The 18019-nt window shown below is 72.9% G+C and carries 15 protein-coding genes and 1 pseudogene; 8 read left to right on the forward strand and 8 right to left on the reverse strand.

Translation table 11 applies throughout. The features are described from left to right. Nucleotides 1-22: 22 nt before the first annotated feature. The 4 genes from ACYVK5_RS22860 to ACYVK5_RS22875 form a co-directional block, all read right to left on the reverse strand. Nucleotides 23-589: an HhH-GPD-type base excision DNA repair protein gene (locus ACYVK5_RS22860; protein WP_460708280.1), complete on the reverse strand. Its 567-nt coding sequence runs from the start codon at nucleotides 587-589 to the stop codon at nucleotides 23-25. 152 nt (nucleotides 590-741) lie between these two features. Next, a complete protein-coding gene (locus ACYVK5_RS22865) occupies nucleotides 742-1470 on the reverse strand; it encodes a hypothetical protein (RefSeq protein WP_460708281.1) in 729 nt (242 codons plus the stop codon). Nucleotides 1471-1652: 182 nt separating this feature from the next. Then, a complete protein-coding gene (locus ACYVK5_RS22870; RefSeq protein ID WP_460708282.1) occupies nucleotides 1653-2138 on the reverse strand; it encodes a GNAT family N-acetyltransferase in 486 nt (161 codons plus the stop codon). Continuing rightward, nucleotides 2131-2547 carry a nitroreductase family deazaflavin-dependent oxidoreductase gene (locus ACYVK5_RS22875; protein ID WP_460708283.1) on the reverse strand — a complete coding sequence of 139 codons (417 nt, stop codon included), beginning with the start codon at nucleotides 2545-2547 and terminating at the stop codon, nucleotides 2131-2133. The genes ACYVK5_RS22870 and ACYVK5_RS22875 overlap by 8 nt, the downstream gene beginning before the upstream one ends. A gap of 119 nt (nucleotides 2548-2666) precedes the next feature. Here ACYVK5_RS22875 and ACYVK5_RS22880 point away from each other — a divergent pair, with 119 nt between their 5' ends. From ACYVK5_RS22880 to ACYVK5_RS22895, 4 genes are read left to right on the forward strand one after another with little or no spacing between them, the layout of a single operon-like run. Next, the gene (locus ACYVK5_RS22880) at nucleotides 2667-3515 is read left to right on the forward strand and encodes a tryptophan 2,3-dioxygenase (RefSeq protein ID WP_460708305.1); all 849 of its coding nucleotides are present in this window, start codon (nucleotides 2667-2669) and stop codon (nucleotides 3513-3515) included. Beyond that, a complete protein-coding gene (locus ACYVK5_RS22885; RefSeq protein ID WP_460708284.1) occupies nucleotides 3515-4384 on the forward strand; it encodes a hydrolase in 870 nt (289 codons plus the stop codon). Before ACYVK5_RS22880 ends, ACYVK5_RS22885 begins: the two co-directional genes overlap by 1 nt. Then, nucleotides 4381-5619: a kynureninase gene (locus ACYVK5_RS22890; protein WP_460708285.1), complete on the forward strand. Its 1239-nt coding sequence runs from the start codon at nucleotides 4381-4383 to the stop codon at nucleotides 5617-5619. The genes ACYVK5_RS22885 and ACYVK5_RS22890 overlap by 4 nt, the downstream gene beginning before the upstream one ends. Beyond that, the gene (locus ACYVK5_RS22895; protein WP_460708286.1) at nucleotides 5616-6509 is read left to right on the forward strand and encodes a PaaX family transcriptional regulator; all 894 of its coding nucleotides are present in this window, start codon (nucleotides 5616-5618) and stop codon (nucleotides 6507-6509) included. The genes ACYVK5_RS22890 and ACYVK5_RS22895 overlap by 4 nt, the downstream gene beginning before the upstream one ends. Nucleotides 6510-6672: 163 nt before the next feature. Here the strand turns inward: ACYVK5_RS22895 and ACYVK5_RS22900 are convergent. The 4 genes and pseudogenes from ACYVK5_RS22900 to ACYVK5_RS22915 all read right to left on the reverse strand — a co-directional run. Continuing rightward, nucleotides 6673-7335, reverse strand: a pseudogene (locus ACYVK5_RS22900) (ABC transporter ATP-binding protein); the annotation flags it as partial. Continuing rightward, on the reverse strand, nucleotides 7332-8348 hold the full coding sequence (locus tag ACYVK5_RS22905) for a putative F420-0 ABC transporter permease subunit (protein ID WP_460708306.1): 1017 nt from the start codon (nucleotides 8346-8348) through the stop codon (nucleotides 7332-7334). The pseudogene ACYVK5_RS22900 and the gene ACYVK5_RS22905, both read right to left, overlap by 4 nt. Nucleotides 8349-8398: 50 nt before the next feature. After that, a complete protein-coding gene (locus ACYVK5_RS22910; protein ID WP_460708287.1) occupies nucleotides 8399-9382 on the reverse strand; it encodes a putative F420-0 ABC transporter substrate-binding protein in 984 nt (327 codons plus the stop codon). A 167-nt stretch (nucleotides 9383-9549) separates the two neighbouring features. Then, the gene (locus ACYVK5_RS22915; protein ID WP_460708288.1) at nucleotides 9550-10800 is read right to left on the reverse strand and encodes a hypothetical protein; all 1251 of its coding nucleotides are present in this window, start codon (nucleotides 10798-10800) and stop codon (nucleotides 9550-9552) included. 112 nt (nucleotides 10801-10912) lie between these two features. On the opposite strand from ACYVK5_RS22915, the gene ACYVK5_RS22920 reads away from it, so the two are divergent. The 4 genes from ACYVK5_RS22920 to ACYVK5_RS22935 all read left to right on the forward strand — a co-directional run bounded on the left by ACYVK5_RS22920 (nucleotide 10913) and on the right by ACYVK5_RS22935 (nucleotide 17969). Further along, nucleotides 10913-11683 carry an SDR family oxidoreductase gene (locus ACYVK5_RS22920; RefSeq protein ID WP_460708289.1) on the forward strand — a complete coding sequence of 257 codons (771 nt, stop codon included), beginning with the start codon at nucleotides 10913-10915 and terminating at the stop codon, nucleotides 11681-11683. A 166-nt stretch (nucleotides 11684-11849) separates the two neighbouring features. Continuing rightward, nucleotides 11850-13523 carry a molybdopterin-dependent oxidoreductase gene (locus ACYVK5_RS22925; RefSeq protein WP_460708290.1) on the forward strand — a complete coding sequence of 558 codons (1674 nt, stop codon included), beginning with the start codon at nucleotides 11850-11852 and terminating at the stop codon, nucleotides 13521-13523. A 293-nt stretch (nucleotides 13524-13816) separates the two neighbouring features. Next, nucleotides 13817-17110, forward strand: coding sequence for an isoleucine--tRNA ligase (gene ileS / locus ACYVK5_RS22930; RefSeq protein WP_460708291.1), 3294 nt, complete (start codon nucleotides 13817-13819; stop codon nucleotides 17108-17110). A gap of 37 nt (nucleotides 17111-17147) precedes the next feature. Next, nucleotides 17148-17969: a hypothetical protein gene (locus ACYVK5_RS22935; RefSeq protein WP_460708292.1), complete on the forward strand. Its 822-nt coding sequence runs from the start codon at nucleotides 17148-17150 to the stop codon at nucleotides 17967-17969. Nucleotides 17970-18019: the final 50 nt, after the last annotated feature.

An 18019-nucleotide genomic window follows, 5' to 3' on the forward strand; every position in this document is an offset into this window, starting at 1 on the left:
GGCGGCTCTGCCGAGCAGGTGATCAGTTCGCGGCTTTGGCGGCTGCCTTTTTGGCCTTCTTGAAGTCGCGGACTTTTTGGAGGGTTTCGGGGCTGGTGACGTCGGCGACGGAGCGGTAGCCGTCCAGGGCGTAGTCTCCGGCGGCCTTCTCCCAGCCCTCCGGACGCACGTCCATCTGCTTGGCGAGCAAGGCGATGAAGACCTTGGTCTTCTGGTCGCCGTACCCGGGCAGGGCCCGCACCCTGGCGAACAGGTCCTCGCCGGTGGCGGCCTCGCGCCAGATGCGGGTGGCGTCGCCGTCGTACTCCTCGACCACGTGACGGGCCAGGTCTTGGACGCGGCCCGCCATGGAGCGTCCGTAGCGGTGGATCGCCGGGGGAGTGGTGGCCAGTTCGACGAACCGGTCGGGGTCGGTCTCGGCGATCACGGCCGGATCGATCGACCCGAGCCGGGACTTGATCTTCCACGGCCCCCGGAAGGCGTGCTCCATCCCGTACTGCTGGTCCAGCAGCATCGCGACCACCACCGCGAACGGGTGCTCATCGAGTACGGCGTCGGCCTCGGGTAGTCCTGTGACCTGGAAAGACATGCAGTCACCCTCCGGATGCTGTTAATGGCTAGCGAATTCTGTGGTCCAGCAGCATCCCCGTGAGCAGGGCAAACGGGTCATCGCTCAGGAGTTCGTCGGTTTCGGGGTCGCCGGTGATCCACAGTCCCATGCGGCCCATTATCACGCCGCGCTCAGCCGCCGTCCTTCGGAGCCGCGTCGGTCCTCGCCGCGCCGCCCCGCGCATCCAGGTCGACTCCGGAGAGCAGCGGCGGCACGGGCACGTCGTCGTTCTCGAGCGTCACCTCGGCCCATGCGTCGCCGACCTGCACGTCCACGCGGTGCGCCAGCCCGTCGTCGTCCACCCAGTACCGGATGCCGGAGGCATCGTCCTCGCGACCGCCGTCCGGTCGCGGCCCCGCGAACACCGTCACGGGCGTGCCCGCGGTCTCGTCCTCCCGCAGCCAGAGCGCGCCTCCGGTCCGGATGAGCGCCGCATCGTCGGACCGGTCCGCGCCGAGCCCGGCCAGGACGGCGAGCACCACGGCGAGCGACGACCCGCGTGGGTCGAGCGGCGCGGCGACCCACCCTTCGAGCGACGTCAGCGGCTCGCCCATGCGCTTCTCGCCCGACGTGGCGACATACTTGCGATTCCACGCCACGCGGTCCGAGGGCAGGCCGTCGGAAGAGACCATCCCGTACCCGGTGTGCGTCGTGTAGTCGAACCAGCCCGCGAGCCTCATCTCGCGTCCCTGGTCGGGGTAGGTCGCGGCGATCGCGCGGCTGCCGGCGTCGACGTTCCGCACGCGCACGTCCGCGAGGAGCCGCGACTCCGCGACCGTGACCGGGCGGGCGGAGCCCGAGGCCGGCCCGGAATCGCCGGCGCTCGCGGTGCATGCCCCGATCACGAGCGCCAGCGCCACCGCCGCTCCCGCCGCCTGCCTCGCCCTCCACGGGCCCGGAACACGGGGCCGCCTCATCGGCCGCCGCCCCGGCCGACGGAAGCCAGGACACTCATCGATGCCATGGGCAAAGTGTTATCAGGGATGTGTCGAGCGCGCCCGATGAATGACGCGGGTGCCGGCCGGGTTTCCTCGCGGACCGCTCAGCGCACCAGCCGGACCTCCAGGACGCCGTCCTCCCCGTTGCCGGTGGTGCCGTCGGGCAGGAAGCCGTTCTTCTGGAAGAACTTGCGCGCCCCCGTGTTCGCCGCCGCGATCCACAGCTCGGCGGACCGGGCGGGCGGGAGGGCGCCGTTCAGCAGCGCCCGGCTGATCCCGCTGCCGTGCATCTCGGGCATGACCCACAGGTCGTGCAGGGCGAGGTCGCGTTTCGGCTCGTGGCCGAGCCGCGGCGTCGCGCGTCCGACGACGGCGAATCCGACCACCAGCCCGTCCACCTCGGCCACGAGCGGCGTCTCGCCCGCGGTGAGACGCCGCTTCCAGGCCTCGATGCCGGCCGCCTGCGTGTCCGTGGTCCAGTGCTCCTCGGCCACGAGCGGCAGGTAGACGGCGCGGCGCCCGGTCCAGTGGACGGCGGCGATCGCGGCCGCGTCATCAGGGCGTGCGTCGCGCAGCGTGTACTCAGACATGGGCAGACGGTACCCGGCGGAGTCGCCCCACCAGGCATTCCTCCAGCGCGAAGGTCTGCAGCAGCTGGCGCGGCACGGGCGCGAGGATCGTCACGGCCTCCTCGGCGGGCAGGACGCGCAGCAGGTCCACGTGGAAGGTCGTCGTCCCGCGCGTGAGCTCGAACGTCCCGGCGCCGGTGATGTTCCGCATCCAGTCGGTCCGCGGGCCCCAGGGGAGCGGGATCACGGCGAGGATCTCGGCGGAGTCGGGGTCGCGGCCGGCGAACGCGACGACCGGCGTCGTGTACGCCTGGCCGGAGGTCCGGCCGACGTGGTGGACGACGGCGAACGGCGGGAGGCCGTTCGCGACCTTCTCGAAGGTGGGGTTGATGGTCTTGGCCAGGGCGGCAACGGGCTCAGGCAGGTCCATGCGTACATCATGGCGAGAAGGTGGCCGGGGAGCGAGCCGCCGTGCGGGGTCTCTCAGATTCGTGTCGGTCGTCAGGTTGGCGTTATGGTCGGTTGAGGAGGGGTGAAGTCGTGACGAAGATGACGGCAGGGGTACGGCCCCTGGAGGAAGGCATCCAGACGGATTTCCGGGAGGAGATGGACTACGCCTCCTACCTGGGCCTGGACCAGGTGCTCGCCGCACAGCATCCGGTGAGCGAGCCCGAGCACCACGACGAGCTGTTGTTCATCATCCAGCACCAGACCACGGAGCTGTGGCTGAAGCTGGTGCTCCACGAACTCGGCGCGGCCCGCGCGCGCCTGGACGCGGACGACCTGCTCCGCGCGCTCAAGGCACTCGCCCGGGTCAAGCACATCCTGCGCACCATCACCGAGCAGTGGTCGGTCCTGGCGACGCTGACCCCGAGCGAGTACGCGGAGTTCCGCGGTGTCCTCGGCTCGTCGTCGGGCTTCCAGTCCTACCAGTACCGGGCGGTCGAGTTCATCCTCGGCAACAAGAACGAGAAGATGCTGCCCGTCTTCCGCGGGAACACGGAGGCGTACGAGCTGCTCGACGGCCTCCTGCACGAGCCCACCGTCTACGACGCGTTCCTGCGCCTGCTGGCCCGGCGGGGCTACGCCGTGCCGGACGAGATCCTCGAGCGCGACGTGACCCGGGCCTGGGTCGAGCGTCCGGAGCTGATCCCGGTGCTCACCGGCATCTACCAGGATCCGACCGCCGCGTGGGACATCTACGAGGCGTGCGAGGACCTGGTCGACCTGGAGGACGCCTTCCAGTTCTGGCGGTTCCGCCACCTGCGTACCGTCCAGCGCACGATCGGGTTCAAGACGGGCACGGGAGGGTCCTCGGGCGTCGACTTCCTCAAGCGGGCCCTCGACCTGACGTTCTTCCCCGAACTCATCTCGGTGCGGACGGAGGTCGGTGCCTGATGACCCGGTCGTTCCTGCCCGCCGTCGTCGACCACCACGTGCACCTGGGTCTCGTGGACCCGGACCGGCTCGCCGGCTCGGTCGTGGCCGAGGTGCACGACCTCGGCTGGGACCCCGTGGTCATCGCCGCCATCGCGAAGGCGCCGCCGCCCGGGGTCAAGGTCCGCTTCGCCGGCCCGTTCCACACCGCGCCGGGCGGCTACCCGACCGGGCGTGCCTGGGTGCCGCGGGCCGCCGTCCGGCCCGTCGCCGGCCGCGCGGACGCGCAGCGCGCGGTCGCCGGCGTCGTCGCCACGGGCGGGTCGTTCGTCAAGATCGCCCTGCACGCCGGCATGCCGTTGCTCGACGACGTCACGCTGGTCGCTCTCGTGCGCGCCGCCCGCGCCGCCGGGCTCCCCGCCGTCGTGCACGCCGAAGGTGCCGGCCAGGCGGCCCGCGCGCTCGGCGCGGGTGCCGAGGTGCTCGTGCACGCGCCGTGGTCGGAACACCTGCCGGACAAGCTGCTGCGCGCCTCGGCCGGCCGCACCACCTGGATCTCCACGCTCTCGATCCACGAGGGTGACGCGCTCGGGATCGCGCTGGACAACGTGCGCCGGTTCTCCGCCGCCGGCGGCGCCATCGCGTACGGCACGGACATGGGCAACGGCAACACCCCCGTGGGCCTGAACACCCGGGAGATCGAGCTGCTCGGCGAGGCGGGCCTGACCGGCAAGGCGCTGCTGCGCGCCGTCGTCGGCGCCCCGGACCGCGTCGTGCCGGGGCGGGCGCTGATCTCGCCGCACCCCAGGCCGGAGAACGCCGACGAGCTGGTCGACTGGCTCGCCGACGCCCGCCGTCTGACCCCCGCCGACCTGGAGGCCCTGACATGACGATCGTGACGCCGCCCGACGTCGCCGAGCGGGCCGCCGCGCTCGACGCCGCCGATCCCCTCGCGCACTACCGGGACCGGTTCGTCCCGAGCCCGGAGCTCGTGGCGTACCTGGACGGCAACTCGCTCGGCCGCCCGCTGCGCGCCACGCGGGACCGTCTCGCCGGGTTCGTCGACGACGTCTGGGCCGGCCGCCTCATCCGTGCCTGGGACGAGGGCTGGATGGACGCGCCCACGGAACTCGGCGACACCGTCGGCCGGGTCGCGCTCGGCGCCGCGGCGGGGCAGACCGTCGTCGCCGACTCCACCACGGTCATGCTGTACAAGCTGGCGCGCGCCGCCGTCGCCGCACGCCCCGGGCGCGACGAGATCGTCGCCGACACCGAGAACTTCCCGACCGACCGCTTCGTCCTGGAAGGCATCGCCGCCGAGCGCGGCATGACGATCCGCTGGATCGCGCCGGACCCGGCGCTCGGCGTGACGGCGGACGACGTCGCCGGCCTCGTCTCGGAGCGCACCGCCCTGGTGCTGCTCAGCCACGTCGCGTTCAAGTCCGCCTTCATCGCGGACATGCCGGCGATCACGCGCCTCGTGCACGACGCCGGGGCCCTCGTCCTGTGGGACCTGTGCCACTCGGCGGGCGCCGTGCCCGTGGAACTCGACGCGTGCGGCGTGGACCTGGCCGTCGGGTGTACGTACAAGTACCTGAACGGCGGCCCAGGCGCGCCCGCGTTCGGCTACGTTGCGCGCCGCCTGCAGGACGAACTGCGCCAGCCCGTGCAGGGCTGGATGGGGGCGGCCGACCCCTTCGCGATGGGGCCCGCGTACGAGCCCGCGCCGGGGATCCGGCAGTTCGTCAGCGGGACGCCGCCGGTCGTGGGCATGCTGCCGATGCGCGACATGCTCGCCCTCCTTGACGAGGCGGGCATGGCCGCGGTCCGCGCGAAGTCGGTCGCCCTGACGGAGTTCGTGATCGAGGCCGCGGACCGGCACCTCGCCCCGCTCGGGGTGCGCGTGGCCTCGCCGCGCGACGCCGCCGTGCGTGGCAGCCACGTCACGCTGGAGCACCCCGGCTTCCGGGAGGCGACGGCGCTGCTGTGGCGGTGGGGAGTCGTGCCCGACTTCCGTCCGCCCGCCGGGATGCGGATCGGGCTGTCGCCCCTGAGCACGTCCTTCACGGAGGTCGCGCGCGGTCTGGCGCTGGTCGCCGAGGCGCTGCGCGATCCCGGGGCATGACCGTCCTCGACGACTTCGAGTCGCGTCCGGGCAGCGCCACCTCGCTGCTGCGGACCCTCGTCGGCGCCACCCTGCGGGACCAGGGCGGGTGGATGCCGGTGTCGGCCCTGGTCACACTGATGTCGGAGCTCGGCGTCCCGCCCGCGCGCACGCGCACGGCGCTCGGGCGGGTGAAGACGAAGGGGCTCCTGGTCGCCGAGGCCCGCGCCGGTGCCGCCGGCTATGCCGTCGCCTCGGCCGCCGCCGGCATGCTCGGCCGCGGCGACCGCCGGATCTTCGGCGTCCGGCGCGACGGGGACGACGCCGATCGGTGGTGCCTCGTCTCCTGGAGCGTGCCCGAGGACCAGCGGGACCTGCGACACCGGCTGAGGCGCCGGCTCGCGACGATCGGCTGCGGGTCCGTGTCGTCGGCGCTGTGGATCTGCCCGGAGCACCTCGCCGACGACGTCGCCGTCATCCTCGACGACCTCGAGCTGACCGGCCGTGCCACGGTCTTCCTCGCCTCCGAGATCCGGTACCCCGGCGGTCCCGCGGCCGCGATCGCGCGCTGGTGGGACCTGCCCGCGCTGCGGGAACTGCACGAGCGGTTCCTCGCGGGGCACGCGGAGCCGATCGCCCGGCTGCTCGACGGCGGGTCGCGCGCGGGCGGGCCGGAGCCGTCGGAGGCGTTCCGCACCTGGATCCGGGCGCTGGACGCCTACCGCCCCATCCCGTACCTGGACCCGGGACTCCCGCCGAAGTTCCTCCCCGACGACTGGCCCGGAACCCGCAGCGCGGAGGTCTTCGGCCGTCTAGCGACGGCGGCCCGTCTCCCCGCCGGTGCCTACGCCGCGGAGATCGCGGCGGAAACCGGCCGGTCGATCAGTGGGCCGGGGCGGGGGCGAAGGTGAGTACCGGGCGGCCCGTGCGGGGGTGGCGGAGCACATCGCAGGTCACGCCGTAGGTCGGCTCGATGATCTCCGGGACCAGGACCTGCGTCGTCGGGCCCGCCGCGACGACCCGTCCCCGGTCGATCAGCACCACCCGATCGCAGGACGCCGCCGCCAGGTTGAGGTCGTGCAGCGCTGCGAGCACGGTGACGCCGTCGTCGGCGAGGGTGCGCAACACCTCCATGGTGTGCAGCTGCGCGGCGATGTCCAGGTGGTTCGTCGGCTCGTCCAGCAGGAGCAGGCGCGGGGTCTGCGCGAGCGCGCGGGCCAGATGGACGCGCTGGCGCTCGCCCCCGGAGAGCGTGGCGATCTGGCGGTCCGCCAGGTCGCCGGCGCCGGCGCGCTCCAGGGCACGGTCGGCGGTCTCGCGGTCCGCGTCCGAGGGGCCCGCGAGCAGGGAGCGGTGCGGGATGCGGCCCAGCAGGACGGCGTCGTGCACGGTGATGGGCAGGTCGGTGCTCGCGTCCTGCTCGACGAGCGCGAGTGTCCGGGCGCGGGCGCGGCGTCCCAGGTGCATGAGGTCGTCGCCGTCGAACACGACGTCCCCGCCGTCCGGCGGCCGGACGCCGGCGATCGCCCGCAGCAGCGTCGACTTCCCGGACCCGTTCGGCCCGAGCAGGCCGGTCACGGCCGCGGCGGGCGCCGCGAGGCCTACTCCGTCGAGAATCAGCCTCCCGTCGACGCCCCACGACACCCGCTCGGCCGTCAGCCCTGGATCCGTCCCGTCCGTCCCGCGCAGGCCCGGGGTGATCGGGTCCAAGGCCGACGGCGGCGCCTGCCCCGTCATGCGCGGGCCCTGCCCTTCCAGAGGAGGAACGCGAAGACTGGCGCGCCCACGGCGGCCGTGACGATCCCGACGGGGAGCTCGCGCGGGGCGAACACGGTCCGGGCGAGCGTGTCGGCCCAGACCAGGAACGACGCCCCGGCCAGCGCCGACAGCGGCAGCAGGAGGCGGTGCCGGGCTCCGGTGACGAGCCGCACGGCGTGCGGCAGGATCAGCCCGACGAACCCGATCGACCCGCTCTGCGACACGAGCGCGCCGGTGAGCAGCGCGACCGCGACCAGCAGTCCCCAGCGGACCCGCTGCACGTCCACGCCGAGCGTGGCCGCCGCGGACTCGCCGAAGGTGAACGCGTCCAGGACCGATCCGGACAGCATCAGCCCGGTGCCCAGCACCAGCGTGGCCGCGCCCGTCACCGCGACGGACATCCAGGTCGCGGACCCGACCGAGCCCATGAGCCAGCTCATGACCTCGCGGAACGCGTCCCCCTTGACCGACCAGAAGATCACGAACGACACGGCCGCCGCGCACATCTGGCTGATCGCCAGCCCGGCAAGCACCGTCCGGGTCGGCGTGACCTGCCCGAGCGCGCCCGCCAGGCCGAGCGCCGCCGCCAGCGCGAGCACCGCGCCGCCGAACGCCGCGACCGGCAGCAGGGCCAGCGCGGCGCCGCCGCCCGCGACCAGCACCAGCACCGCCCCGAGCGACGCGCCGGAGCTGAGGCCGAGCAGGTATGGGTCGGCGAGCGGGTTCCGGGTCAGGGACTGCATCACGACACCGCACACGGCGAGGCCCGCTCCCACCGCGGCCGCGGTCAGCGCGCGGGGGGCGCGCAGGTGCCACACCATCCCGTCGCGGATCGGGGACAGCGGCTCCACGTGCAGCCCGAGCAGGTCCAGCCGGAGATGCGTGGCGAGCGCGCGCCCCACCTCGGCGGCGGACAGGTCGGCGGGACCGATCAGCACCGCGGCGAGCAGCGACACGAGAAGCACCACTGTCAGTGCCACCGCTGCGGGCAGTGCCCCGCCGGGACGCGGGCGCCCGACGACCGCCGTCGTACCCGTCACGCTCACAGGTCGAGTTCGCCGAGCTGCTCGACGACGTCGGCCACCGCGTCCACGTTCCGCACGCCGGCCTCGGTCGCGGGGAACGGCACGACGACGTAGTTCTCGTGGCGCACTGCCGTCATCTCGGCGGTCGCGGGGTTCTCCGCCAGCCGTTCCTTCTTGGCCTCGGCGGTGTTCCAGGCGGCGTCGACCAGGACGATCACGTCGGGGTCGGCGTCGACGGCCTCCTCCCAGGCGTACGACGTCCAGGTGTCGTGCACGTCGGCGGCGACGTTCTCCAGCCCGGCCGCGTCCATGATCATCTGCGGCGCGCCGATCCCCGCGCCGACGTACGGGACGTCGTCGCCCGACGAGTACCAGAGGGCCGTCAGCCCGCGGTCGTCGGCCTCGATGGCGTCCAGCGCGGACCGCTGCTCGGCGACGAGGTCCGCAGCGGCGTCGTCGGCCGCGAAGATGGCGCCGACCTCCTCGATCTCGCCGAACACGTCCTCGAACGAGAGCGGGTCCGGCATGTGGTCGGGGTCCTTGCAGGCGGCGGGGGAGACATAGGTGGCGACGCCGAGGTTGGCGAGGGTGTCCCGGTCGCCGGCGGTCTCCGCGGTGATGTTCGACTCCCAGCCCGCGTAGATCAGCTCGGGCTCCAGCTCCAGCACCGCCTCCGAGCCGGGCGCCTCGTCGGTCATGGGGTCGGGAACGCCATCGGGCACGGGTCCGTCGAGGAACGCGGTGCCGACGATCCGGTCCCCGAGGCCGAGCGCGAGCAGCATCTCCGTGGTGGACGACTTGATCGTCACCACGCGCTCCGGCGGCGCGAGGATCTCGGTGCCGAAGCCGCAGTTGTCGAGGAGGACCGGGAACATGTCCGGCGCCGGGCCGTCGTCGTCCCCCGCGGCGGTGGCCGAGCAGCCGGCGAGGCCGAGCAGCGCCAGCGTGACGGCGGCGGGACCGACGAGGGGGCGGATCAGGGCAGGAAGGGGGGTGCGCACGATGGCTCCTGTGCAGGGTCACGGAGGACACCCGCGCCGTACGGCGCCGGGTCTGGGTGACGCGCCATCTCGCGCCGGCGGACCAGCGGCCCACAGCTCGGGCCGCGACGACGGGGCAGACCTGGAGGGCCCCGCGATCCGGCCCACAGCATACGCCGGGACAGGTGTCACTTCACGCAGGTCCGGAAGTTCTTGCTCGGGAGGGACCACCTGCCGGCGGACCAGTCGCCCCTCTCACGGACGGCGATCGCGTAGGTGCCCGGCTTCAGCGTGATCGTCACGGTCTTCGCCGCGGAGCACGTCTTCCCGCCGGCCGGGATCGTGATCGAGTCCGTCTCCGTGCCCGTCCACGCGACATAGAGCTCGCGGCCCGTGGCGTTGCGGACGGTCAGGCGCGTCTCGCTCCCGCCGTCGCCCACCTTCCGGGGCGGCGCGAGGTCGTCACCGCCGCGCAGGGCGGCCTGGACCTGCTGCCGGATCGCGGCGACCCGCTGCCGTTCCTTCGCGACCTCGGCGGCGCGGGCCCGCGCTCCCGCGGCGGCGGCGGGCAGCGTGTCAAGCTGCCGCTCCGCGAGCCGGCCCGGCTTCGTGTCCGGATAGTCCTCGGCCGCCCGGGTCAGGACGGTCCGGGCCCCGTCGAACGTCTTCGGCTCGTAGCGGGCGTCCCGTGCCGCGGCCTGCCCGCGGGCGATCCGCGCCTCGCCGCAGCGCAGCAGGGACCAGGACAGGCTGTCGTGCGCGGCGGCCCGCACGGGTGCGAGCGCCTCGCCCTTCTGCTTCGCCCACCTGCGTGCGGGCTTCAGCGCCTGACAGGGCTTCGTGTTCCTGCCCCGCTCGACGTCGCTCTCGTAGAGCGCCCAGATGCGCTTGCTCGCCGCCTCGGCGGACGCGGTGCCGGGCGCGTCGGCCATGACGGCGGCGTACTGCCGCACCGCACGCAGCTCGTCGTCCCGGGCCTCCAGCTCGCGCCCGAGCGCGATCCGCGCCTCGGACTGCTCGCCGAGGGCGCCGGCGTAGCGTGCGACACCCGAGGCGAGGTAGTCGTCGAATCCCTCGATCGCCCTGCCGTACTTCTCCCGCCCCGCCAGGTGCCGCGCGAGCTCGAGGCCCTCGCACGCGGTGATCTCGGCACGCAGCGCGGACCGGTCGACCGGGGAGTCGAGGAAGGAGACGCTGCCCGAGTTCAGCGCGGACTTCAGGTGCCGGTCCGCCGCGTCGCAGTCACCCGCGGCGTGCGCGCTGTGTCCGAGAGCCGCCTCGCTCCGGGCCTCCGCCCGCGAGCCCTCCAGCAGGGTCACGAACAGCCAGACCACGGCGCCGACCACCAGCACCAGTGCCAAGGCGAGGACCACCGACCGGCCGCGTCGCGGCCCCGGATCGTCCCGCCCGTCCGGTGCGAGCAAGTGCAGATCGCTCACTGGGGCTCCCTGTCGTCATCCCTGCGCTCGGCATTCTGTAGCGTGGTATGTCGGAAATATTGCCACGATGTGCGGCCGCTGCGGCCAGAACCTCCGCGTACCCTCGTGCCTCATGAGCAACACTGGGAGAAGAGCACTCGTCACCGGAGCGTCGTCGGGCATTGGCGCGGCGACCGTGCGCCGCCTGACGGCCGACGGCTGGAAGGTGGTCGCCGCCGCCCGCCGCAAGGAGCGGCTCGAGGCGCTCGCCGCCGAGACCGGCGCTGAGCCGTACGCCGTCGACGTGACCGACGACGACGCCGTGGCCGCGCTCGCCGATCATCTGGCGGCGACCGGCGGGCTGGACGCCGTGATCAACAACGCCGGCGGCGCGCTCGGCCTGGACAAGGTCGAGAACGGCGACGTCGACGGCTGGCGCTGGATGTACGAGGTGAACGTGCTCGGCACGCTGCGCGTCACCAAGGCCATGCTGCCGCTGCTGCGCGAGGCCGGAGCGGCACGCGGCGTCGCCGACGTCGTGAACCTGACCTCCACGGCTGCGCTCGGCGCGTACGAGGGCGGCGCCGGGTACACGGCCGCCAAGCACGGCGAGCACATGCTGTCCCAGACACTGCGCTGGGAGATCGCCGGCGAGCCGGTGCGCGTCATCGAGATCGCGCCCGGCGCGGTCGCCACCGAGGAATTCTCCCTGGTGCGGTTCGACGGCGACGCCGAGAAGGCCGCGCAGGTCTACGCGGGCTTCACGCCGCTGACCGCCGAGGACGTCGCCGACACCGTCGCGTGGACGGTCTCCCGCCCGGACCACGTCAACATCGACCAGGTGACGATCCGCCCCCGCGCCCAGGCCCACAACAGCAAGATCGTCCGCGACACAGGCGTGTGAGCCGGCGTCGGTGGGACGCGCGGTCGGCTGGATGTCGGATGATCGGTTCCCCGGGCGACCGATCGTCCGACATCCGACGGACCACCCGGCAACGTGCCCTTACGGAGTTCTGACGATGTCCGCCGTCGCGTGGGATTCGCCGGGCGGCGGTGGCAGGCTGGCACACATGAACGCACGTGACAAGCGCGGTGTGCTCGCCGCAGTGGCCGGGGTCGTCGCCGGAGGTGTCGGCCTGGCGATGTCCGAGCTGCTGGCCGCCGTCATCGCGCCCGGCGCGAGCACGATCTTCGCCGGCGGCGCGGCGGTGGTCGACACCGTCCCGCCGTGGCTCAAGGACTTCGCCGTCGAGTGGTTCGGGACCGCTGACAAGGCGGTGCTGCTCGGCTCGATGGGCGTCGTGCTCGCCGTGGGCGCGGCCCTCGCCGGGTGGCTGGAGCGCCGCCGGGCCTGGACCGGTGTCGCCCTGCTGGCTCTGGTGGGGGTGGCGGGCGCTGTGCTCGCGGTCTCCCGTCCGGGCGCGACCCCGCTGTGGGCGGCGCCGAGCCTGATCGGCATCGGCGTCGCGGTCCCGGTGCTCCGCGCGGCCATCGGCTCGCTGGGCACTGCCCGCGTGGTCGGTCCGTCCGTGAGTGATCGGCAGAACGATGTGCCGATCACTCAAGGAGATGCCGACCACTCTGCCGGGGCCACCCACGCCGGGGCCGCGCCGGACGACGAGAACCCGCCCGCCGCTCCGCCGTCGTCGGCCCCCGACCGCCGTCGCTTCCTCCAGATCACCGGGATCGCCGCGGCCGGCGCGGTCGTGGCGCTCGTGGCGTCGCAGGCGATCAGCGCCGGCGGGCGCGCCGTGGAGGCGGTGCGCTCGACGTTCCGGCTCCCGGGCGCGGCCCACACCGCCGACCCCGTTCCGGCCGGCGCCGACCTGGCCGCCGCGGAACCGTCGTCGTCCCTGGACGGCCTGGCCCCGTACGTCACGCCGAACGAGGACTTCTACCGGATCGACACGGCCCTCCGCGTCCCGGAGGTGGACCCCGCGGGCTGGTCGCTGCGCGTGACGGGGATGGTGGACGAGCCGTTCGAGATCGGCTGGGACGAGCTGGTCGCGCTGCCGATGACGGAGCACTACGTGACGCTCGCGTGCGTGTCCAACTCCGTGGGCGGCGACCTCATCGACAACGCGCTCTGGCTCGGCTACCCGATCCGGGAGCTGCTGGCGCGTGCCCGGCCGCAGGCGGGCGCCGACATGGTGCTCTCGCGGTCCGTGGACGGCTTCACCGCCGGCACGCCGCTCGAGGTGCTCACTGACCCGGAGCGGACGTCGCTCCTGGCCATCGGCATGAACGGGGAGCCGCTGCCGACCCGGCACGGCTTCCCGGCCCGGCTCGTCGTGCCTGGCCTGTACGGATACGTGTCGGCGACGAAGTGGGTGTCCGAGCTCAAGGTCACCACGTTCGAGCAGGACCAGGGCTACTGGACGCCGCGCGGCTGGTCCGCGCTGGGGCCGGTCAAGACGCAGTCCCGCATCGACGTCCCGCGGGACGGCGCGTCGGTCGGCGGGGGCGAGGTCGTCGTGGCCGGGGTCGCGTGGGCGCAGCACGTCGGCATCGAGGCCGTCGAGGTCAGGGCCGACGACGGCGACTGGGTGCCCGCCGAGCTCGCCGAGACCGTCGGGCCGGACACCTGGCGGCAGTGGCGCGCGGTGCTGGACCTCTCCCCGGGCGACCACACGGTGGCGGTCCGCGCGACGGACGTCGCCGGCGAGACCCAGACGCCCGAAGAGGCCCCGCCGGCCCCGGACGGCGCGACGGGTCACCACACCGTGACGTTCAGCGTGGGATAGCGCGGCTCGCCCGTCGACGACGGCGTGGTCGCGGGCAGCGGTATTCCGGTTGCGACCTGGCGATAGGATTGCCCCACAGGCATCGACCCGGCCATCACCGGTGAGCCTCCGGAAGAACGGGAACCCGCACCAGGGTGCCTCAGTAGAACCGGACGGGCAGGCCCGTCACAGCCGTCAACGAGCGGCCGCTCGCGGAAGCGGGCGGCAAGCGGGGTGGTACCGCGGCACGCAGTCTGTTGTCGTCCTCGCAGCAGCGCTGCCGGACCGACCACCACCGCAGGAGCCACGAGACCATGGCTGACTCAGCCCGCTATCCCTTGCACCGCGACGACGACCACGTCGCTGCCTCCCCGGACCTGCCCGCGCTCGAGCGCGAGGTCCTCGACCACTGGGAGGTCGACGGGACCTTCCAGGCCTCCATCGACCAGCGTGACGCGGGCGAGAACGGGGAGAACGAGTTCGTCTTCTACGACGGCCCGCCCTTCGCGAACGGACTGCCCCACTACGGCCACCTGCTGACCGGGTACGCGAAGGACGTCGTGCCGCGGTACCGGACGATGCGCGGCGAGCGCGTCGAGCGCCGGTTCGGCTGGGACACGCACGGCCTGCCGGCCGAGCTCGAGGCGATGAACCAGCTCGGCATCAAGACGAAGGACGAGATCGTCGAGCTCGGCATCGACACGTTCAACGCGGCCTGTCGCAGCTCGGTCATGAAGTACACCGACGAGTGGCGCGCCTACGTCACGCGCCAGGCCCGCTGGGTCGACTTCGCAGGCGACTACAAGACCCTGGACCCGACCTTCATGGAGTCGGTGATCTGGGCGTTCAAGTCGCTGTACGACAAGGGCCTGATCTACGAGGACTTCCGCGTCCTGCCGTACTGCTGGAACGACCAGACGCCGCTGAGCAACCACGAGCTGCGCATGGACGACGACGTCTACCAGAACCGCCAGGACCCGGCGGTGACCGTGGGCTTCGACGTGACCACCGTTCCGGACGCGGCGGCGTCGGCGGGCCTGCGGCCCGGCGACAAGCTGCTGATCTGGACGACGACGCCGTGGACCCTGCCGTCGAACCTGCTGGTCATGGTGGGGCAGGACATCGATTACGCCGTCGTCGAGTCCGCCGCGGGCGCGGAGCCGGGTGCGACGCACCGGTACGTGATCGCCGAGGCGCGGGTGGCCGCGTACGCCCGGGAGCTGATCGACGAGGGAGCGGAGGAGCCGCGCGTCGTCGCCCGCCTCACCGGCCGCGACCTGCTCGGGGTCGCCTACACGCCGCCGTTCTCCTACTACGCGGGCCGCGAGCGCGCGCACCGTGTCGTCGAGGCGGACTTCGTCACGACCACCGACGGCACGGGCCTGGTGCACAGTGCCGGCGCGTTCGGCGAGGACGACAAGATCGTCTGCGACCGGGAGGGCGTGGAGTCCGTCATGCCCGTCGGGGCCGACGGCCGGTTCACGCATCCGGTGGACGAGTACGCCGGGTTGCAGGTCTTCGACGCGAACCCGCCGATCATCGACCACCTCAAGGTGCAAGAAGGCTCGGTCACGGCCGGCACGGTCCTGCTGCGCCGCGAGTCCTACGACCACTCCTACCCGCACTGCTGGCGCTGCAAGCAGCCGCTGATGTACATGGGCGTGTCGTCGTGGTTCGTCGAGGTGACGAAGTTCAAGGACCGGATGGTCGAGCTGAACAAGGACATCACCTGGGTCCCCGAGCACATCCAGGAGGGGCAGTTCGGCAAGTGGCTGTCCAATGCGCGTGACTGGTCGATCACGCGCAACCGGTTCTGGGGCTCGCCCGTGCCGGTGTGGAAGAGCGACGACCCGGCCTATCCGCGCATCGACGTGTACGGGTCGTTCGAGGAGCTGGAGCGTGACTTCGGGCGGCTGCCGCGCGATCCGGCCAACCCGGAGGAGCCAGACCTGCACCGCCCGTTCGTCGACGAGCTCACCCGGCCGAACCCGGACGACCTGACGGGGCGGTCGACCATGCGGCGCGTCGAGGACGTGCTGGACGTCTGGTTCGACTCCGGCTCCATGCCGTACGCCCAGGTGCACTACCCGTTCGACAACCGGGACTGGTTCGAGCACCACTACCCGGGCGACTTCATCGTGGAGTACATCGGGCAGACCCGCGGGTGGTTCTACACGCTGCACGTCCTCGCGACGGCGCTGTTCGACCGCCCGGCGTTCCAGACGGCCATGTCGCACGGCATCGTCCTCGGCTCCGACGGCCGCAAGATGTCCAAGTCGCTGCGCAACTACCCGGACGTCAACGAGGTCTTCGACCGCGACGGGTCCGACGCGATGCGCTGGTTCCTCATGTCCTCGCCGATCCTGCGCGGCGGCAACCTGGTCGTGACGGAGGACGGTATCCGCGACGCGGTGCGCCAGGTGCTGCTGCCGCTGTGGAGCACGTACTACTTCTTCACCCTGTACGCCAACAGCGTGAAGGGAGGAGGCCGGGTCGCGCGGAACCTCGACCCCGAGCGCGTGGCAGGGCTGGGCACGATGGACCGTTACCTGCTGGCGCGGACCCGGTCCCTGGTGGAGACGGTCACGGAGCAGCTCGACGGGTACGACATCGCGGGCGCGTGCGAGTCGGTGCGCCAGTACCTGGACGCGCTGACCAACTGGTACGTCCGCACGCAGCGGGACCGGTTCTGGGAGGAGGACGCCGACGCGTTCGACACCCTCTACACAGCGCTGGAGGTGCTGTGCCGGGTCATGGCGCCGCTCGCGCCGCTGACCACCGAGGAGGTGTGGCGCGGGCTCACGGGCGGCCGGTCGGTGCACCTGGCGGAGTGGCCCTCCGCGGAGGACGCGATCCTCGTGGCCGACGACGCGCTGGTGGCCGCCGTCGAGTCGGCGCGGGCCGTCGTGTCGCAGACCCTGGCGCTGCGCAAGGCGAACAAGCTGCGGGTGCGCCAGCCGCTGCGGTCGCTGGTGGTGGCCGTTCCGGACCCGGACGGGGTCGCCCCGTTCGCGGAGCTGCTCGCCTCCGAGCTGAACCTGAAGTCGGTCGAGCTGGTGGCTTTCTCGCCCGAGGTGGCGGCGTCGTACGGGATCACCGAACGCCTCGCCGTCAACGCGCGGGCCGCGGGCCCGCGCCTCGGGAAGGGCGTGCAGGCCGTCATCAAGGCGTCGAAGGCGGGCGCGTGGACGAAGTCGGTGGGCGGCGACGGCACCGAACGCGTCGTCGTGCGGACCGACGACGGCGACGTCGAACTGCTGGGGTCCGAGTACGAGCTGGCCACGGTCGTGGGCGCGGACGCGGGAGCCGACGTCGCGGCAGCGGTCCTGGCCGGGGGCGGGTTCGTGGTGCTCGACCTGGCGCTCGACGACGACCTGCGGGCCGAGGGGTACGCCCGTGACGTGATCCGCGACGTGCAGGAGGCGCGCAAGGCCGCGGGCCTGCACGTGACCGACCGGATCGCGCTCGCGCTCGCGGTGCCGGGCGAGTGGGTCGCCGCGGTGCGGGCGCACGAGCCGCTCGTGGCCGCGGAGACGCTGGCGGACTCGGTGGAGGTGTCGGCCGCGGATGGACCGGACCGGACAGTTTCGGTGCAAAAGTCCGCATAGTTGACCTGAATGGAGATAATTTGCCAGGATCGCCCGCGTGAGTGAGCTTCGCGCGGGCGGGCCCGGCCTGGCGCGCCGGGAGTGGTTGCTGCTGACGGGCGTGCTCCTGGCGGCCGTGGTGGCGTGGCTGGCGTTCGCCGTGGTTCCCGAAAGGCTGGCCGACCTCGTCGCGGCGGATCCGCCGGGAACCGGTGTGGTGGTCACCGGAGCGGTGGCGGGCGGCGCGGCCGCCGGGTGCGTGTCCGGGCTGGTCCGGGGCCGGGCCCGGACGGTGCGTCGGCTCGCGGTCGCGGCGGTCCTCGCCGGCGGCCTGGGGGCCGCCGCCGTGACGCTGCTGTGGGGGAGCGGTGCGCCCGGTGGAATCGCCGCCGCCGTCGTCGTCGTGGCTTCCACCGCCGGAGGACTGGCCCTGGGACTGCTCGCCACACACGGTCCCGGGTGGCTGCGCGCGTGCGCACTGGCGGTGCCCATCACCTTCGGCCAGGACGCGCTCGCCCCTGTCGTCCCGCGGATCTCTGCGCTGGGCCTGGACACCCACTGGCTCGTCGCCGTGCTCATCGGACTGGTGCTCGGCATCAGCATCGCGCGCGGGAGGCGATGGACCTGGCTGATGTGGATTCCCGCGCTCGTGCTCGTGTGGTTCGCGCAGTCGGCGGTGCTCGCCGTCGACGCGATGCTGCAGCAGCTGTACATGGGCGGCTACCTGCGGGAGTACCCCCTGGAGCCGCTGCTGACGCTCGGGGAGCACCTGTCGCAGACGCTGGTGACGCCGGGGGATCACGGAGTGGTGGCGATGTGGGCGATCGCGCTGCAGGTAGGGCTGGCGATCGCGGCGTGGCGGCTACGGGGGCCGCGCTGAGGTGTCCCGTCGGACCGTGCGATCGGCCACGCAGGCGAATGTCGTCGTGT

Source organism: Myceligenerans halotolerans, assembly GCF_054782975.1.

What these genes read in the sequence shown, in the direction of transcription:
- ACYVK5_RS22925 (WP_460708290.1), top strand. Translation starts at nt 11,850, where the DNA reads ATGAACGCACGTGACAAGCGCGGTGTGCTCGCCGCAGTGGCCGGGGTC.
- ACYVK5_RS22870 (WP_460708282.1), bottom strand. Translation starts at nt 2,138, where the DNA reads ATGTCTGAGTACACGCTGCGCGACGCACGCCCTGATGACGCGGCCGCG.
- ACYVK5_RS22920 (WP_460708289.1), top strand. Translation starts at nt 10,913, where the DNA reads ATGAGCAACACTGGGAGAAGAGCACTCGTCACCGGAGCGTCGTCGGGC.
- ACYVK5_RS22895 (WP_460708286.1), top strand. Translation starts at nt 5,616, where the DNA reads ATGACCGTCCTCGACGACTTCGAGTCGCGTCCGGGCAGCGCCACCTCG.
- ACYVK5_RS22890 (WP_460708285.1), top strand. Translation starts at nt 4,381, where the DNA reads ATGACGATCGTGACGCCGCCCGACGTCGCCGAGCGGGCCGCCGCGCTC.
- ileS (WP_460708291.1), top strand. Translation starts at nt 13,817, where the DNA reads ATGGCTGACTCAGCCCGCTATCCCTTGCACCGCGACGACGACCACGTC.
- ACYVK5_RS22860 (WP_460708280.1), bottom strand. Translation starts at nt 589, where the DNA reads ATGTCTTTCCAGGTCACAGGACTACCCGAGGCCGACGCCGTACTCGAT.
- ACYVK5_RS22885 (WP_460708284.1), top strand. Translation starts at nt 3,515, where the DNA reads ATGACCCGGTCGTTCCTGCCCGCCGTCGTCGACCACCACGTGCACCTG.
- ACYVK5_RS22875 (WP_460708283.1), bottom strand. Translation starts at nt 2,547, where the DNA reads ATGGACCTGCCTGAGCCCGTTGCCGCCCTGGCCAAGACCATCAACCCC.
- ACYVK5_RS22880 (WP_460708305.1), top strand. Translation starts at nt 2,667, where the DNA reads ATGACGGCAGGGGTACGGCCCCTGGAGGAAGGCATCCAGACGGATTTC.